This window comes from Neptunomonas antarctica, from assembly GCF_001305295.1.
GTDB lineage: Bacteria > Pseudomonadota > Gammaproteobacteria > Pseudomonadales > Balneatricaceae > Neptunomonas > Neptunomonas antarctica.
Map to the genome: position 1 here is coordinate 17079 of NZ_LJSI01000053.1, position 16074 is coordinate 33152.

The window sequence follows — 16074 nt, forward strand, 5'->3', positions numbered from 1 at the left end:
CACAGTCTGATGGCGTAATGCAATCATAATCCCATTGGATGTATCTATAAATTTGCACGCTCTGTCTGAGTGTTGTAATGCTCACCGTTTGTGAGATGAATAGGTCCGTTGCACTCATTCAGAAACCAAAATCAGGAAGATCTGCCAACTGATATTCGCGCTCAATATAAGTTGGCTAAGTCTACCGTTTAAATATCAATTCTAGCTTTAGAAAAGCGTTAAAGAAAACAGTAGGGTTACCGATAACCGTACTCAGAGCATAGCGAATTTTATCGAAACGCTAGCGGTTAATAATACATCTGAAGCCTGTAAGAACATATACGATATCCCTGTAGTCTTTTAAATGTGTACTAATCTAAATGGAATATAATCTGTCGCTGAATTACGGGATATGAAGTATTTTTCAAAATCTAAAAATAGTCTGGCGTGGCTGCTTGTTGCTACTTGGCTATTGGGTGTTGTTATTGCTTTCTGGTGGTTTGAATTACGCTGGTATCAGCAGGTCACATTTGAATACCATGATGCGGTTTTTGATAGTCGTACGATGATGCCGGATGTGACGATTGGCGCACCAATAAAACCCGATGCTGTCGCTAAGGTTATTCATTATTTTGATCCGGAGTGCCCTTGTACGCGTTTTAACACCGAACACGTATTGGAATTAATGGAACGTTATCAAGCGTCGGGTGTGAAGTTTGAAGTGAGAGTACCTAACACTGCAGGGCTTGAGAAAGCCCTGCAAATTTTTAACGCCCCGGTGCAGATCGTAGAACATGCTGCGGCACCTGTCGCTAGTCCAGCCGCTCTTGTCTTGGATAGAACAGGGTTGGTTCATTATATTGGTCCATATAGCCCGGGTGCTGTTTGCAGCACGCGCAGTGGCGATTTTGTATCGGTTGTCCTGGATGATTTGTTGGAAGGTAGGCCTGCGTTACAAGATGTTAATCTTGCCAGGGGATGCTTTTGTAGCTGGCCTAAAAAAACCTATGAATATTTATAATGGTTGTTAATTATGAAAGAAAATGAAGAGTTAACTCTATTTACCATGCATCGCCTTTATGTCGCTGGCGATAGAATTATGGTTAGTGTGCAATGGTTTTTGTTTTTAATATCACTGACGCTCGCCAGTTGGTATGACACATGGGCGGAATCAATGGTTATTGGTTTATCGTCTGCGATTTTATGTACGGTTCTCTATGTTTCAATGCCAGGTGGACGCGTAACTCGTGTTACACAAGGATTATCTTTGATGGTGTTTTCTGCACTGTTGATTCATCAAAGCCACGGCATGCTAGAGTTCCATTTTTCCATTTTCGTATTACTTGCGTTTCTGCTTTATTACCGTGACTGGTTGCCTATTATTGCTGCTGCCGGTTTGATTGCTGTGCACCATTTCACGTTTAATTACTTACAAGAAGCCGGCTCAGGCGTTTTTATTTTCGAAAACCGCACAGGTTTAAGTATTGTTCTGTTACATGCTGCCTTTGTGGTGTTTGAATCGTTACTGTTGATTTACATGGCATTGCAGGCAAAAAAAGAAGGCGTGCAGGCAGAAGAGGTTTCTTTAGTTGTTAGCAAGCTTGCGATTCACGATGGGGTTATTGATCTTACGCAGCGTGAGACTCACAGCAATAGCTCGTTGGCTGTTAGTTTGAATAATTATATGGATGCGGTGTATAACGCGATTGATGAAGCCAAAAGGGGCGGGCTTGAGTTAAATAGTTCACTGTCAAAAACGGCTGAAATAACTCAGCAGGCTAGTATCAATGCTCAGCATCAGCAAGTCGGAACCTCTCAATTGGCTTCTGCTATTGAAGAAATGAACTGCTCATTCCATGAAGTTTCAGGTAATGCACAGCAGGCGGCAGAATTTGCGCAAAGTGCAAAAAACCAAACCATTGAAGGTGATCGTATCCTTCGACAGACGATTGAGAGCATCACATCTCTTGCCGCGAAAGTGAGTGATACAAACCAGCTGATCATTGGTCTTGAAAAAGACAGCCGGCAGATTGGTCATGTTGTGGATCTGATCAGTGGTATTGCCGACCAGACCAATTTGCTTGCATTAAATGCGGCAATTGAAGCGGCACGTGCAGGTGATGCGGGCAGAGGGTTTGCTGTTGTCGCAGATGAGGTGCGCTCTTTAGCAAGTAACACGCAGCGCTCTACTGCAGAAATACAAAAGATGATCAGCCAGCTTCAAAGCCGAAGTCTGGAAGCCTCTACGGCTATGGCGGAAAGCCAGAAACAAGCAGAGACCGGGCGCAGCCAGGTTGTTAATACGGGTGAGATCTTAGAAGACATAGGGAGGTCGATTAAAGTGATCAGTGATATGAACACTCAAATTGCCAGTTCTACTGATGAGCAGTCGGCCGTCGCATCGGAAATCAGTAAAAATGTATCGTCCATCAACGAACTTTCTATGCAGGTTGAAGGTGCGGTTAGTGAAGCGAGCGAGCGCACCCGTGTACTTACGCAAATCAGTCGACGTTTGGCTGATCAGGTTGAACGTTTTCGAACCTAAAGCGTTATGTATCCCACGCTTGTCTTTGATAGGGATTAATAACTGAATAAAACAGTAGGTTCTTGATCATTAATTAGTTTTAGCCCTTAATGTCACTAATAATAGACTGGGTGATCGCTGAAAGTAGCCGCTGATCGTTGTTTTCCTGGGGGAGAGGGCGGCACAGTCTGATGGCCTGTAAGCCCGAGCGTGCTGTGAATAAACCGGCACCGATACCTTGTCCCGCTCGTGCCGAAATAGAGGCGGTGAGCGAACTGCTGAGTATTTGGGAACCTGCATGAATCGTCATTTCACTTAGTCCGGCAAAGGCAATATTGTGTAATACCTTTTTGAGCAGGCTCCACTGCGTAGTCGCGCCGGGAGAGATGCCATAAATGTCGGTGATTTCGCGTAACATTTTCAGGTTACGCCAGCCTACCAGCCACATATCGAAGGTCGCGTAAGGGCTTAATGCAACCATAATTCCTGACTGTACGCTATAACGGTGAACGCAACGACGTGCTGCTTCATCTTGCTCCTTTAAGGCGTGGTTAGAGATGTAGTGGATGATTTCTCCGTCATTATAGGCGGAATCAACTTGCCTTAGGGCTTCTTTAAATGACCGGTTAATCGGTGTGTTTTCGTAATAGCTATCTAGTTTTTTTAACAGAGAAATCGCCTGCCCATGGGTTTTCTGGCCGCGCAGTGCTTGTGCTTCAGCGTGCAGTGCTTCTGTTTGCTTTAGCTGACGCAGCCCTTTCAAACCTTTCCATGTCCAGACTACACCGCTGATGGCCGTGATGCTGGTTAATGCAGCGAAGGTAACACCTAATACAAGGTGTGTTTCAAAGCCCCAGTTAATCAGACGGTAAACTTCACCGATAACACCGGCACTTAACAGCGTAATGATTGAGGCGGTAAACACATTAGCCCAGCGGCGTTTTTTCGGGGCAGGTGATAATTTGTCGACATTCTGGCTATCGTCTTGCTCCTCTGCGACCAGCGATACAGCGTGCAGCGGGATCTCTTGAGCATCGGGTGTTTCTGACTCGGCAGCTTTGTCGGTGTTCAAATTGTCCGGATTAATAAATACGGGCTCTTTCCAGTGTGGCTTGTCGCTCATCTGAACATATCTCCGGTCAAGTATTCCAGCGCCTGATCCAGACGGATATGATGCGCAGGTTTCAAATCTGTTTGTGGGAGCTTACGTGGTGCAAAGTCGAGAAAACGGAAGCGGCTGCTGTTCCAGTCTCGCTCTGAGGGTAGCTCCATCGGGACTTCGCCAGGAAACAGCGCGATCGTCTCACCCGTTTGTTTGTTAATGCCTTTCAGACAGGATATCGTCTGGCCATCCAGCACGGCTTCAGCCGATTCGGTCGAACGGATCGAGGCGAGTGCCATGCATCGCGTATCAATGCCGTCAAAACGCATATCCCGCTGAGCATCCTGAATGATCAGCTCAAGAAATTTATCCAGATTATGATGCTGATTGGCGGTGACGTGATCGGCTTTAGAGGAGGCAAATAACACTTTATCGATACGTGGGCTGAAAAGGCGGCGCAGAAAACCTGATTGTCCGTAATTAAAGCTTTGCAAAATATCGGTCAATGCGGACTTCATATCATCAAAACAGGGTTTGCCGTGATTGAGTACTTTCAGGCAATCCACTAAAACGACTTGTCGGTCAAAGCGGGAAAAGTGTTCGCGATAAAAGCGCTTAACGATTAATTCTTTATAGTCTTCATAGCGTTGTTGTAATTGTTGGTACATTGACCCCGCCGGTATCTGGCTGAGATCAGCAGGTGGATTGAGAATCGGGAACAGTTGCAGTAACGGATTGGATGCCCATTCCCCGGGTAACACACAGCGGCCCGGCTGGATCATGCTTAAGGCATTTTCATCATTGCGTAACAGGTGTAGTAGTGCGGTGTATTCCTCACTCAACACCGCCAGCGCATCGTCATTAGCGGGTGCCAGCCAGTCTATCCGGCTTTGCGCTGCGCACCAGTTTTTGGCCAGGGTCGCGCGTGGTTCAAGTGCAAACAACTGTTGCTGTTTGCTGCACCATTGCGCAAAGTCCAGATGCAACAGCGGCAGGTCCAACAACCATTCACCGGGATAATCGATAATGTCGAGATACAAGGTTGCAGTGTCGTTGACTAATCGCTTCAGGCGGCTGGCCGGCTTGTAGCGAATCGCTAATTTGACTTCAGATAAGCCGGTCGTTGATTCCGGCCACAGTGGCGGCTCTTGTCCTAACGCCTGTATTGACTGACGAAGCGGGAAAGGTTTTTCTGATGTTGCACTGAGGTCTTTAACGCTGATGATGCGTTGCTCGCTCGCCACTTCAAAAAAAGGCAAGGAGCGACTTTGATGCGCTTCCATCAGGTGGTGAACTAATGAGGTGATAAATACGGTTTTACCGCTGCGACTCAGGCCGGTTACCGCGATTTTAAGATGCCGGTCCAGCCCTTGAGCGGCTACCTCTTTCAGTTGATGCTGAAGATCATCCAGCAGGTCTTCACCAATCAGACTTTTTAGCTTGGAACCCAGCCCCATATTTCACATCCTGAAAATTAACGTCAGCACTTTTTATGATAAATCAGTACTTTTTATGATAAAGCGGAATCGGTGCCAACAAAAGTTTTTGTAACGCAGATTATAGTTTTAATCATACTATAGGCTCATATTTCCCGTAATCTGTTGAGCACTATACTTTTCTGTCGAGGAAAGCTTTATGAGTACACGTTTGCAAGAACAGGTAGGTCTGATAACTGATGCGCTTGAGAAAAGCCCTGAGAGCGGAGCGTCCTGTTTAGTTGAGTCCATGTCACCGGCAGAAATATCCCGTGTTATTGAGTCGCTTCCCGGGGATTTGAGAACTCCTTTGTGGTTGCAGCTACCGCGCTTAAAAAAAGGTGAAGTGCTGCTGGAGCTGCAAGGTGGGCTGCGCAAGAGTTTAATAAAGCAAACGGACGAGAAAGAGCTGATCGCTTGTTTGTCGGTTATGCAAATGGACGAACTTGCCGATCTGGATGATGATCTGCCGATGTCTGTCGTCAATGCGATGGTTAAGGCGATGGATGTTCACCGCCGGGAACGCTACGAGCGGGTTAAGCTCTATCCTGATGATGTCGCGGGTGGCTTGATGGATGTCGATGCCACGGCGGTGCGTGCTGATGTTACTTTTAAAGCGGTTTTACGTTATTTACGCCGTCTGCGGCAGCGAGAAGGATCACTGCCTGAGCATCTTGATAGTCTGATGGTTATCGATCGACATAATCGTTTTATGGGGATTCTGCCACTCAGTCATCTGGTTTCATATGACTTATCCACAATCGTGGGTGAGGTCATGTCGCCTGATGTTGTGGGTATTACGCCCTTGACCCCAAACACTGAAGTGGCACGCATCTTTGAAGACCACGATCTCATGTCAGCCCCAGTGATGGATGATAAAGGCTATCTCTTGGGGCGTATTACCGTAGATGACGTTATTAATGTGATGCGTGACCAGGCCGACCGTGAAATATTAGGGCGTGCCGGTTTAGATCAGCATGAGGATATGTTCGCGCCTGTGATCAATAGCTCGGTACGGCGTGCCGTGTGGTTAGGCATCAATCTACTGACGGCCTTTTTAGCGGCGTGGGTGATTGGCTTATTTGAAGGTTCTATTGAGAAAATGGTAGCGTTGGCCGTGCTGATGCCGGTGGTCGCCAGTATGGGTGGTGTGGCAGGGAGCCAGACCCTGACTCTGGTAACGCGAGGGATGGCGTTGGATCAAATTAGCCGGCGCAACATATGGAAATTGGCAGCGCACGAACTCACGATCGGTGCGCTTAATGGACTCTTTTGGGCCGGAGTGGTCGCCGCCATTGCATACTACTGGTTCAATGATCTGATGCTGGGACTGGTCTTTGGCGCGGCTATGTTGATCGTTATTTTTACCGGGGCCTTAGTCGGCACATTTATTCCGTTGATATTGAAGCGGATGGGTATTGATCCGGCGTTGGCGGGTGGCGTGGTGCTTACAACAGCGACCGACGCCATCGGCTTTTTTGCGTTTCTTGGGTTGGCTACCGTTATGCTGTTTTAATGCTATTTTCTATGCGTCATGCGTATCATGACGCGTCTGCTTATAAAAGAAATTCCGCCCGTGTGCGATCATTGGTTTTAAAGATGCCACCCAGCGCAGTGGTTTCCGTTGACGAGTTTACATCCATAACACCGCGTGATTTGACGCAGTAGTGGGTGGCTTGAATCGTAATGGCAACATTGTCAGTTTCCAGCAGGGTTTGTAAAGCAATTAATATTTGCTGGGTAAGACGCTCCTGAACCTGAGGCCGTTGTGAAAAAAAACGTACCAAACGGTTTATTTTAGATAATCCGATGATTTTTTTGCCAGGTATATAGGCGACTTTTGCGGTGCCGTCGATGGTGACGAAATGATGCTCGCAGGAGCTGATGAGGCTGATATCGCGTACTTTTATCATCTCCTCAACCTGCATCTTATTTTCGATCAGGCTCATGGCCGGAAAGTTTGCGTAGTCCAGGCCGGAAAAAATCTCATAGGTGTACATTTTTGCGATACGGTGCGGTGTTTCGGTCAGGCTATCGTCATTCAGATCAAGACCGAGTGTTGCCAGCACTTCGGCCATTAAGCCTTTAATTCGCTCGTATTTTTGCTCATTATTTAAGTTATTTTCAGTCAAAGGCGTTTCAAGGCCTTTTTCAATCAACTGATTACGAACGGCGCGTGCTTCATTAGAGATCATGTTTATACCTGCATTGGCTAACTCTTTTATATTGTACGGTTCAACGCATAAAGCAGATCTGATGAAATATCATCGCGGCGCTTTTAGCAGCACATCTGCCAGTGCATTAGCGCTGAACCAGGCGCCTTCCACACCCGTATGACTAAACCAGTCGCCGCATGCGCCTATCGCGTTTGCTTCACTCCAGAGAAATAGTTCGTTTTTATCGATACTGTTGTTATCAACACGGTTCTTATCAGTAGAGTTTTGCTGACGATCCTGTTTATTATGTCGGCTATATAGCCAGCGGTGTACGCGTTTTTCTTTAGGGACAAATGAACCGTTGGATAACTGCTTAAAGGATTCAAGCAGTTGGTTGGCTATTGTTTCTTTGTCTGTTTCCAGATGCACCTGGCTCCATTCGGGTGTTGCTTCAAGGCTCCATATTTCAGCCCATTCTCCCTTATCGCGTCCGGGTTTGGCGCTGTCTCTGATAGCTCTGAAGAGAACTCCATCGTTGCCAATCCACATGTCGGCGTCCAGGCCCGAGGGTTGTTCTAATGCCATAAGACAAACCCATGCAGGCGTTGGCTTAATACGCGCCGCATGCTTTGCAAAACGCGGTACGGCATCAAGTAAGGTGGCTGCTTGCTGTGCGGGTGCCGTTACAATGACAGTGTCGAAACAGCCGAGCGAATGGCCAAGGGCATCGCGCAGAAGCACACAGTTTTTTTCGGGCCAGATCTCTTTCACTGGCGTGCTGGTTATCAATGTTGCGCCCGTCAGCATGCGACGAGTTAGTGCACTCTGGCGGGGCTTTGCCACATAAACGCTAGCCGCATCTGACAATTCTGTCGTGAGCGGTTGCCAAGCTTCAACATCAGGCTGCTGTGTCAGCCATGCACTGAAGGTTTCGTTATTTGTCTCTATAAAAGGAGCGCCCAGATCTGCACTGCTCTGTCCCAGTCTGGCGCTGGCCATTCTTCCACCCGTGCCGCGGCTTTTATCAAAAACGGTGACGGCATAACCTGCTTTTAGCATTCTTTGCGCCAGCGTCGCCCCAGCGAAACCTGCACCTATGATGGCAATCGTCTTAGCGTGTGGCATTATATTTTCTTTTTGGGTGGTCATGTGAGTGGCTCTCAAGCAGGTTGGGCTTGTTTACGTATCCAGCGTAATACCGGACCGATAATCGGTAGTTTTTGATAAAAAAACTGGCTTGCATCCCAATGGTCCTGATGAAGAGTGATGAGCCCCTCATCATTAAAATGTATTTCGCTGACACCAGGGAAAGACCATTGCCCAATTTTGGGTAGCTCACCACTAAAATCCCAACGTAGCAGGCACACCTGTTGATCCCACGCGATGTGTAATACGTTGAAATGGGGCGCTTTAACCTGTTTTACAAAATGTGTAAGCACAGCAGTCACTTGCTCGCGTCCTTGCACGTCATTGAAGGGGTCTGAGAAGCGCATATTCGCATGCGTCAGTCTTTCCAACGCGCCATTGTTGAGACCTTGTTCAAGTGTGTTAAAAAAGCGGATATATTCCTCAAGCGTTTCACTGGCTTTCATGTTTGACACCGGTTAATCGTCTGACTAATGGGAAGTACAGTGAATAAGGCAAGTGCTTAAGCAGTGCCATCACGCTGGCAAAACGTGTGGGGAAGCGAATCTCAAAGGATTTTGACTCCAGCCCTTTGGCAATAATAGTGGCGGCTTGCGTTGCCGTGATAATAGAAGGCATAGGGAAGGTGTTTTTATCGGTTAAGGGTGTTTTTATGAAGCCTGGATTAATTAAACGAATATCAACGCCTTCCTGTTCCAGGTCCAGTTTCAGCGACTCGGCGAGATTAATCAACGCCGCTTTTGTCGCACCATATCCACTGGCGTTCGGTAATCCACTATAACCGGCGAGGGAGGCTACGATGGCAATCATGCCGGAGTGTCGGGGCAGCATAAAAGGCAGCAGTGCTTCAATACAATAAACGGTACCCATCAGGTTCAACTCAACTAAGGTGCGCAGATCTTCACTGTTATAGCCTTTTATCGGCTGTGATATGTGCGTGCCGGCGTTTAATATTGCTTTTGCAATCGGCTGGGTGCCCTGTTGCGTTATAGTGGCTACCGCCTGTGCGACCGCTGTTATATCGGTAATATCGAGTGGCAGAGGCAGCAGAACTCCAGCATAGGATGCTGTTTTTTTTTCTAATTCGAGTAGTGCCGTTGCGTTTCTTGCGCTGGCAAAGACACGATAGCCCTGACGAGTGTACTCAAGTGCTAATGCGGCCCCGAGTCCTTGGCTGGCGCCTGTAATCCAGATAGTTTTTTTCACATTCATGGTGTTGTTCCCTTTGCTTTGGGTCGTGCTCTGGCTCTGCTCATTAGCCACAGGAATATTATTCTGGCCTGCATTTACTGAAAACATTTACTGAAAACATTTGCTGAAAAATAAGGTCACTGTGCCTAACTGTATGCCCCACTTGGTGATAATTGCTTTATTGATTAGCACATTGCCGGGTTGCAGATACATCCAGTCGTTGAAGTGTACGCGCCAGTTCTTGCCGCCAACGGGCAGGTTCATGTCATACTGCCAGTTGAGTGCGTTGCCCATCACTTTACCTGTGGCTGTTCCTGCAATGTCGGCAGCCGTCCCTTGATATTTGCCATTACCTTGCGGGGTGATGTACCAAATACGGCGATCTTTGGCTCCATCGTTGTAGATGAAATGTTCATCCAGCATCAGCTGACCATTTTCCATCCGGCCATCAATGGTGACTTGAAAGCTACGTTTCAGGTTGCCAAAGCGGTCTTCAAATATTCCCCAGGCCCAGGTATCGCCAGTAAAGAACTCTTCAAGTGAAAGCTGGGGCTCGTTGTCTTTAAAATCTTCAATATTCATCATAATTGTGCCACATCCGTTTACGGTTTACGGATCTTGAATAAACGCACATCAAGTGCATTGTAGCGAAAGCCGCTTTCGCAATAGACCAGATAGTACTCCCACATTCTTCGAAAGCGTTCGTCGTAACCGAGCGATCTTATTTCAGGCCATGCGGCGAGGAACTGTTGCCGCCACAGATGTAAGGTTTGCGCGTAATCCTGACCAAAGCCCTGTTCCTCTTCCATCACTAGCCCATATTCCTGCGTGAGTTCACGAATACGACTGGGGGGTGGCAACATACCGCCGGGAAAAATATAGCGTTGGATAAAATCAGTATTGTTACGGTAGTATTCAAAGCGGTTTTCTTCGATACAGATAATCTGTAAGACAGCGGTGCCACCGCTTTTTAGTGAACGCTTAAGTGTCTCGAAATAGGTTTGCCAGTGAGATTCACCGACCGCTTCAAACATTTCGATAGAAATAATCCGGTCATACACACCCGTTAGGTCTCGATAATCGCAGAACGAGAGTTTAATACGCTCATCTGCTTTCAGGGCTGTCATCCTGTCTTGCGCCCAGTTCAGCTGCTCCTGAGATAAGGTAATCCCCGTCAGTTGCAAGTCGGGTTGGTTGGCAACTGTCTCTGCAAAGCCGCCCCAGCCGCATCCTATTTCCAGTAAATGATCCCCTGGCTGTGCTTCGGATAAGGCTAAAATACGTTGGTATTTTGCATGCTGTGCGGTGGCTAAGTCCTGATCAGCTGATGTAAAAAGAGCTGCCGAATAAGACATGCTGGTATCCAGCCAATGTGCATAGAACTCATTACCTAAATCATAATGGTAAGCAATGTTGCGGCGGCTACCGCGCTTGCTGTTGTTATGTAAACGATGCCATAGACGGTTAAGTCGTTGTGCGAGTGATTGTCCACTAAAGGCTTTTTCAAGCTGTGCTTCGTTATGCAGCCCCCAGTCAGTCAGCAGTAACAAATTGTCGCACTGCCAGTCACCTTCCATATAGCCTTCAGCCCATCCCAGCAGGCCATTAAACCAGCTACGCAGAATGATCCGGTTATTGTGAATATGTAGTGTTGGAATGGGGATGTCTGGCTGCGTGTGACCCACCATAACCTCCTGTCCATCTTTCAGTACCAGCCGTAATGCGCTGATGTGAGCCTTGTTTAATTTGCTGACCAGGTAACGTGTTATGAAACCTAATGAGACGGATGTCGGGGCTGACGTGGTGGTCAGCGTTGCTGCATCTGGCGGTGGCATACTGTTCATGTTCATAACGGTTACCGTTCTCTCTTATTAATCGGTTGACCACGCGTCACCAGGTGGGTCGGAGGCGCTGGACGGGTAATGAGTCGCATGCCTTTTATCCAGAGTCTCATCGCTTCCCAGTGAATAGCGAAGATGATTTTGAGGGTGCTCAATGGATGGCGAATAGCGAGGCTATTGAGTGCGGTTTGAGATAATGTTTGTCTTTCACCTCGCCAGGCCGCAACCATCAGAGGCTTGCCTTGCGAGGTTTGTTTAATCGTCAGATTTAAATGCGCGTCGGGGCGTTGAAAGCGAAATTCATACTGACAGTCCATCGGCATAAACGGAGACACATAAAAATTCTTCTCTGAGCGGTGGTGATGGTAAACCGGTGCCGTTTGCTGACCTGTTTCCTGAGCCGTTTGATTATGTGTTTGGCTTGTCGTTTCAGTCGTCTCTTCAGCGGCCGTTGGCGCGGCTGTCTCGGGCACAAAATAGTGGTGCCGTTGTTTGAAGGTATTGCGCACTTCATAAAGTGTAGCTATCAGCCGTTCTTGTTCGTCATAACAGAACCATACCGCCAGCGGATTAAATACAAAGCCCAGACATCTGACCTGGCAGAGTAGCTCAACGCGATGTGCCCGTGGCAGGTTAAAATCCTTCAGCATTGTGTCAATGAAAACGCGCGCAGGAGTACCATCGCCGAAGCCATAATCCGTATCGATAAAACTGAACAATGCGCGTTTATTCCAGCCAAAGCCTTTCAGGTTTTGATCCAGTTGCGGCAGCTCATCAATATCGATCAGCCAGCTTGTGAGCTGGTACGTGAAACGATGTTGGCGAGGCGCAAAACGTTGATGCATGACCTCACCATGATAGAGTGCCGAGTTAATCATGCAGCGGCCCCTTGATTCTCAAAGCGCTCCAGCCATCCTTCTGGAAGCGGGAGGCGTGAATACATATCCGGCACATTCCATGGCCTCTTCATGCCGCCTAATGCTTCGGCAACGGCGAGTCCTGATTGTAGGCCATCTTCATGAAACCCATAGCCACACCAGGCGCCACAGAACCAGGTATTATTTTGTCCCTGAATATCCCATAAGCGTTTTTGCGCTTGCGTTGTATGCAAGTCAAAAACCGGATGATCATAAAGAAAGCTGGCATGTACTGTGCCTTCAGCGGGTTCTTTAAAAGGGTTTAAGGTGACAATCATCGTCTGATCAGTGGTTAAATGCTGTAACGAGTTCATCCAGTAACTGACGGAAAGTTTACGACCCTGGTGTGTCGTCTCCCCCATATAATTCCAGCTCGACCAGACCTTTTTACGCTGCGGCATCAATGCAGTATCGCTATGCAATACGGCCCGATTACGCTCAAAATGAAAATGTTTGAGTACATCCGTTTCATCTGCTCTGGCGTCGGCTAAGAGCTTAAGTGTTTGGTCTGCATGGCAGGCAAATACGACATGGTCGAATTTCCAGGTGTCACCCTGCCAGTCGGTAATTATTGCTTTACCGCCTATTCTGCGCACATGGCGGACAGCACGATCGGTCAGGATTGTGCTGTTGCTGACTTTATGAATAGAGCCGTCGATATCATCACAAAGGCGCTGCACGTACTCGCGGCTTCCCCCTGTTACGGTATGCCATTGAGGGCGATCATTAATTTGCAGTAAACCGTGATTGGCACAAAAGCGCAGGAAGGCGCTGGCCGGGTAATCCAGCATTTTATCGGCGGGTGTTGACCAGATAGCCGCACCCATCGGTAGCAGATGCTCATCGCGAAAAGCGTCACCATAACCGCCTTCCTGAATGAATTGGCGCAGTGTTATGTGTTCATCTAAGAAAAAATCGGCAGACGAGGTTTCTTTATAAAATCGCAGAATATCGAGCACCATATTAATAAATCTAGGGCGCAAGAGGTTACCTGGTTGAGCGAATAATCCCTGTAACCCGCTGCCTGAATATTCCATTTTTCCATTATCTAAAGAGATACCGAATGACATTTCTGTCGGTTTAACAGGTACTTTCAGGTATTTGAACAGCTCAACAAGATTAGGGTAGTTTTTAGGGTTGAATACGATAAAGCCGGTATCCACTGGCACCGGACCTTGTGCAGTGTCTACCTCGACCGTATTACTGTGCCCGCCTCTGCGATCGTCTTTCTCAAAGAGAGTGACGGCGACCTGATCTTGCCGGGATAGCAGCCAGGCACAGCTGAGACCGCTGATGCCCGATCCAATTACGGCTATCTTTAAAGGTTTACTGTGTTGCATAATTAAATCCAAATGCTCTTTCTGTTCAATACGGTCTGACATCAGGATTGGATCAATTTTTTTATGATCCAGATGTTTGTCGGGTGCGTATAGGACGGTATGAATACGGAAATGACAATGGACTATGAGCCTGATCAGAAAGACTCAATCCAGCACTGGAATCGGTGCCTGGAAGCGGTTGCCACGACAAAAGATAAGGCAACCTATATGTTATTTTATGATCATTTTGCGCCCCGCCTTAATTCATGGCTATTGGGCGTCACTAAAGATGCTGAACTGGCAGAAGAACTCGTGCAGGAAACTATGCTGACGGTATGGCGCAAGTCAGGTCAATATGACAGTAGTAAAGCTGCCGCCAGTACTTGGTTGTTCCGAATTGCCAGGAATATGCATGTCGACCATTTACGCCGTCTGAAGGTTCGTGCTCGCGCAGATAGCATGATGCTGGATGTCGAACCAGACGAGCCTGAAGTGCATGGTGGCATGCATTATGACACTGCCCGTATCCGTGATGCGATCAAGCAGCTACCTGTACAGCAGGCTCAGGTGATCTATAAATCTTACTTTGAAGGCAAAAGCCATCAGGAAATAGCGAATGATATGGATCTGCCATTAGGCAGTGTTAAATCCAGTGTCAGACTCGCGTTTCAGAAGTTGAGCAAAGTGCTGAGGCCATAATTATGAGTGTTAACCACCATCCGGATGATGCAACTTTATTAAGTTATGCGTCGGGTAGCTTACTCGAATCTTTTGAGATTCTGGTGGCGTGCCATCTAAGATTTTGTCAGCAGTGCCGCCTGCGTGTGGATCAGGCTGAACAGCTGGGTGGGGCTATGCTTGAAAGTGCTGAAATGCTTGAAAGTACTGTAATGCTTGAGAGTGCTGTGACATCTGAAAATAAATCTATTCCGTTTGCGGGCAGAGCTGCATTTGCAGAATTGCTTGACGACGATGAGCCGTTAGTCGATATGTTAGTAGATAGCGCTCAGAAACGGGATGACACAGCAGGCTTGGTAAGAACACACCGGATTCCTGAACCGCTGCAGCGTTTGCTGGAAAGCAATGATGCAACATTAGCCTGGAAACGTCTGGTGCCGGGTATACAGCAGATTCGTTTAGATACAGAAGATGATGGCTTGCGATTAATGAAAATAGCGCCCGGCATGAGCATACCTTTGCATACACACAAAGGTAGTGAGCTGACATTTATTCTGTATGGCTCTTATAGCGATGAACTGGGGCGCCTTCAGCCGGGAGATGTTTCTGATCTGGATGCTGAAGTAGAACATCAGCCCATTACTGATGGTAAAGAGCCGTGTATTTGTTTGGTGGCGACAGATGCGCCGCTTAAATTCCACGGCTTTTTACCAAAACTACTACAACCGTTTATTGGATTTTAATTAGCAGTAGAACGCCAATCAGAACGACATAAGGGAACGCGATAGTGGGGCGTATAGCATGTAAAAAATACTCAAGTATCAGTCCTGTAAAGCCTGATCGTTGCTCAACCCAGTCGGTATTCAGCTGGCAAGGGGGCATGTTTTCTCTATCATGTTCCTGCAGCGCTGAGATGTCTTTGAGTGTTTTTTCTACCTTGATAATCCGATCTGAAATACGTGATTGAAAAGTTTTCCAGATGGCATCCTGACACCACAGAATAGCCAGAATACACGCAATGGCCATGTCTGCTTTTCCCATCAGGATGGCGCCTGCGGTAATACTAATACTCAATAATTTTATATAAAGCGCGTGTTTTTCGTAAGCATCCGATTGGTTTTGTAACAAACTCCATTCACTCACGCGTGCGTTGTATGTCTCTATTGTGCGTGTCCTTGCTTCATCGGTCGCCATATTAGCTTTTCATTCCCATTGCGATCATGTGGATAGTTAATACTCTTTAACCCACTCGGGTTGATAATCTGCCAGCGAGTCAATATTGAATTTTTGCAGTAACGCCAGTAGTTCATTTTGGTTTTTGCTTAAATCATCCAAAGTGATGGTGTTGTTATCCAATTCAAAAATATGTCGCGAAGCGCGATAGCTAAAATCGAGAATCGCCATCGCTTTTGCGTCTCCTTCTGCTGCGGCTGCTTTAATGTGACGTTGTTTACGATAAATCCGGTTCAATTCAGCCTTCACTTTACGTACGTAAACGACTTCATAAAGAAAAGGGTGTTGCTTGTAGGTGATTAGAATCCGGGCTAATAATAGTGCAGCAATAACAACACCGGCCATGTTCCACATCGTATTTTCGCCTTCGGGCCCGCCCCAAAAATGAATCAACAGGTTAGAGACCGTTAAAGCGACTATTAGCATAAAAATACAGATAGCGATAAATGTGACTTTAATATGTTTGTTATAGCGGGATTTATTAATGTCTTCTAGCTGCATCGGATAATACAT

At 47.2% G+C, this 16074-nt stretch carries 16 protein-coding genes and 1 pseudogene; 5 read left to right on the forward strand and 12 right to left on the reverse strand.

Annotation, left to right across the window (positions count from 1 at the left end):
• The first annotated feature begins 391 nt into the window (after nucleotides 1-391).
• Complete coding sequence (locus Nant_RS14855; protein WP_054342454.1) at nucleotides 392-1000, forward strand: DUF6436 domain-containing protein; 609 nt, start codon at nucleotides 392-394, stop codon at nucleotides 998-1000.
• A 12-nt stretch (nucleotides 1001-1012) separates the two neighbouring features.
• The gene (locus Nant_RS14860) at nucleotides 1013-2524 is read left to right on the forward strand and encodes a methyl-accepting chemotaxis protein (protein ID WP_054342455.1); all 1512 of its coding nucleotides are present in this window, start codon (nucleotides 1013-1015) and stop codon (nucleotides 2522-2524) included.
• Between the two features lie 79 nt (nucleotides 2525-2603).
• Here the strand turns inward: Nant_RS14860 and Nant_RS14865 are convergent, their stop codons facing one another.
• On the reverse strand, nucleotides 2604-3626 hold the full coding sequence (locus Nant_RS14865) for a TIGR01620 family protein (protein ID WP_054342456.1): 1023 nt from the start codon (nucleotides 3624-3626) through the stop codon (nucleotides 2604-2606).
• Entirely contained in the window at nucleotides 3623-5062 is a 1440-nt protein-coding gene (locus Nant_RS14870; RefSeq protein ID WP_054342457.1) for a YcjX family GTP-binding protein, read from the reverse strand. Before Nant_RS14870 ends, Nant_RS14865 begins: the two co-directional genes overlap by 4 nt.
• Before the next feature lie 178 nt (nucleotides 5063-5240).
• On the opposite strand from Nant_RS14870, the gene mgtE reads away from it, so the two are divergent.
• Nucleotides 5241-6596 carry a magnesium transporter gene (gene mgtE, locus Nant_RS14875; RefSeq protein ID WP_054342458.1) on the forward strand — a complete coding sequence of 452 codons (1356 nt, stop codon included), beginning with the start codon at nucleotides 5241-5243 and terminating at the stop codon, nucleotides 6594-6596.
• A gap of 40 nt (nucleotides 6597-6636) precedes the next feature.
• On the opposite strand, the gene folE is transcribed toward mgtE, so the two are convergent.
• The 8 genes and pseudogenes from folE to Nant_RS14915 form a co-directional block, all read right to left on the reverse strand.
• Nucleotides 6637-7275 carry a GTP cyclohydrolase I FolE gene (gene folE / locus Nant_RS14880; RefSeq protein WP_054342459.1) on the reverse strand — a complete coding sequence of 213 codons (639 nt, stop codon included), beginning with the start codon at nucleotides 7273-7275 and terminating at the stop codon, nucleotides 6637-6639.
• A 69-nt stretch (nucleotides 7276-7344) separates the two neighbouring features.
• On the reverse strand, nucleotides 7345-8361 hold the full coding sequence (locus Nant_RS14885) for an NAD(P)/FAD-dependent oxidoreductase (RefSeq protein WP_054342460.1): 1017 nt from the start codon (nucleotides 8359-8361) through the stop codon (nucleotides 7345-7347).
• A gap of 35 nt (nucleotides 8362-8396) precedes the next feature.
• Nucleotides 8397-8828: a nuclear transport factor 2 family protein gene (locus Nant_RS14890; protein WP_054342461.1), complete on the reverse strand. Its 432-nt coding sequence runs from the start codon at nucleotides 8826-8828 to the stop codon at nucleotides 8397-8399.
• Nucleotides 8815-9681 carry an SDR family NAD(P)-dependent oxidoreductase gene (locus tag Nant_RS14895; RefSeq protein WP_238377157.1) on the reverse strand — a complete coding sequence of 289 codons (867 nt, stop codon included), beginning with the start codon at nucleotides 9679-9681 and terminating at the stop codon, nucleotides 8815-8817. The genes Nant_RS14890 and Nant_RS14895 overlap by 14 nt, the downstream gene beginning before the upstream one ends.
• Nucleotides 9682-10164 (reverse strand): annotated as a pseudogene (locus tag Nant_RS14900) (DUF3833 domain-containing protein); the annotation flags it as partial.
• Nucleotides 10165-10175: 11 nt separating this feature from the next.
• Entirely contained in the window at nucleotides 10176-11423 is a 1248-nt protein-coding gene (locus Nant_RS14905; protein WP_054342462.1) for an SAM-dependent methyltransferase, read from the reverse strand.
• Nucleotides 11424-11428: 5 nt separating this feature from the next.
• Nucleotides 11429-12292 (reverse strand): DUF1365 domain-containing protein, encoded by an 864-nt coding sequence (locus tag Nant_RS14910; RefSeq protein WP_054342463.1) that lies wholly within the window; start codon nucleotides 12290-12292, stop codon nucleotides 11429-11431.
• Nucleotides 12289-13713, reverse strand: a complete 1425-nt coding sequence (locus tag Nant_RS14915) for an NAD(P)/FAD-dependent oxidoreductase (protein ID WP_202905029.1) — start codon at nucleotides 13711-13713, stop codon at nucleotides 12289-12291. Before Nant_RS14915 ends, Nant_RS14910 begins: the two co-directional genes overlap by 4 nt.
• A gap of 57 nt (nucleotides 13714-13770) precedes the next feature.
• On the opposite strand from Nant_RS14915, the gene Nant_RS14920 reads away from it, so the two are divergent.
• Nucleotides 13771-14349 (forward strand): sigma-70 family RNA polymerase sigma factor, encoded by a 579-nt coding sequence (locus Nant_RS14920; protein WP_076495884.1) that lies wholly within the window; start codon nucleotides 13771-13773, stop codon nucleotides 14347-14349.
• 2 nt (nucleotides 14350-14351) lie between these two features.
• Entirely contained in the window at nucleotides 14352-15071 is a 720-nt protein-coding gene (locus tag Nant_RS14925) for a ChrR family anti-sigma-E factor (protein WP_054342465.1), read from the forward strand.
• Here the strand turns inward: Nant_RS14925 and Nant_RS14930 are convergent.
• Both Nant_RS14930 and Nant_RS14935 read right to left on the reverse strand, forming a co-directional pair.
• On the reverse strand, nucleotides 15058-15522 hold the full coding sequence (locus tag Nant_RS14930; RefSeq protein WP_054342466.1) for a hypothetical protein: 465 nt from the start codon (nucleotides 15520-15522) through the stop codon (nucleotides 15058-15060). The two genes, Nant_RS14925 and Nant_RS14930, sit on opposite strands and share 14 nt — an antisense overlap.
• Before the next feature lie 36 nt (nucleotides 15523-15558).
• Nucleotides 15559-16062, reverse strand: a complete 504-nt coding sequence (locus tag Nant_RS14935; RefSeq protein WP_054342467.1) for a DUF3087 family protein — start codon at nucleotides 16060-16062, stop codon at nucleotides 15559-15561.
• Nucleotides 16063-16074 lie beyond the last annotated feature (12 nt).

What these genes read in the sequence shown, in the direction of transcription:
- Nant_RS14885 (WP_054342460.1), bottom strand. Translation starts at nt 8,361, where the DNA reads ATGCCACACGCTAAGACGATTGCCATCATAGGTGCAGGTTTCGCTGGG.
- Nant_RS14915 (WP_202905029.1), bottom strand. Translation starts at nt 13,713, where the DNA reads ATGTCAGACCGTATTGAACAGAAAGAGCATTTGGATTTAATTATGCAA.
- Nant_RS14870 (WP_054342457.1), bottom strand. Translation starts at nt 5,062, where the DNA reads ATGGGGCTGGGTTCCAAGCTAAAAAGTCTGATTGGTGAAGACCTGCTG.
- Nant_RS14920 (WP_076495884.1), top strand. Translation starts at nt 13,771, where the DNA reads ATGAATACGGAAATGACAATGGACTATGAGCCTGATCAGAAAGACTCA.
- Nant_RS14925 (WP_054342465.1), top strand. Translation starts at nt 14,352, where the DNA reads ATGAGTGTTAACCACCATCCGGATGATGCAACTTTATTAAGTTATGCG.
- Nant_RS14860 (WP_054342455.1), top strand. Translation starts at nt 1,013, where the DNA reads ATGAAAGAAAATGAAGAGTTAACTCTATTTACCATGCATCGCCTTTAT.
- Nant_RS14890 (WP_054342461.1), bottom strand. Translation starts at nt 8,828, where the DNA reads ATGAAAGCCAGTGAAACGCTTGAGGAATATATCCGCTTTTTTAACACA.
- Nant_RS14905 (WP_054342462.1), bottom strand. Translation starts at nt 11,423, where the DNA reads ATGAACATGAACAGTATGCCACCGCCAGATGCAGCAACGCTGACCACC.
- Nant_RS14930 (WP_054342466.1), bottom strand. Translation starts at nt 15,522, where the DNA reads ATGGCGACCGATGAAGCAAGGACACGCACAATAGAGACATACAACGCA.
- Nant_RS14910 (WP_054342463.1), bottom strand. Translation starts at nt 12,292, where the DNA reads ATGATTAACTCGGCACTCTATCATGGTGAGGTCATGCATCAACGTTTT.
- Nant_RS14935 (WP_054342467.1), bottom strand. Translation starts at nt 16,062, where the DNA reads ATGCAGCTAGAAGACATTAATAAATCCCGCTATAACAAACATATTAAA.
- Nant_RS14855 (WP_054342454.1), top strand. Translation starts at nt 392, where the DNA reads ATGAAGTATTTTTCAAAATCTAAAAATAGTCTGGCGTGGCTGCTTGTT.
- Nant_RS14865 (WP_054342456.1), bottom strand. Translation starts at nt 3,626, where the DNA reads ATGAGCGACAAGCCACACTGGAAAGAGCCCGTATTTATTAATCCGGAC.
- folE (WP_054342459.1), bottom strand. Translation starts at nt 7,275, where the DNA reads ATGATCTCTAATGAAGCACGCGCCGTTCGTAATCAGTTGATTGAAAAA.
- Nant_RS14895 (WP_238377157.1), bottom strand. Translation starts at nt 9,681, where the DNA reads ATGTTTTCAGTAAATGCAGGCCAGAATAATATTCCTGTGGCTAATGAG.
- mgtE (WP_054342458.1), top strand. Translation starts at nt 5,241, where the DNA reads ATGAGTACACGTTTGCAAGAACAGGTAGGTCTGATAACTGATGCGCTT.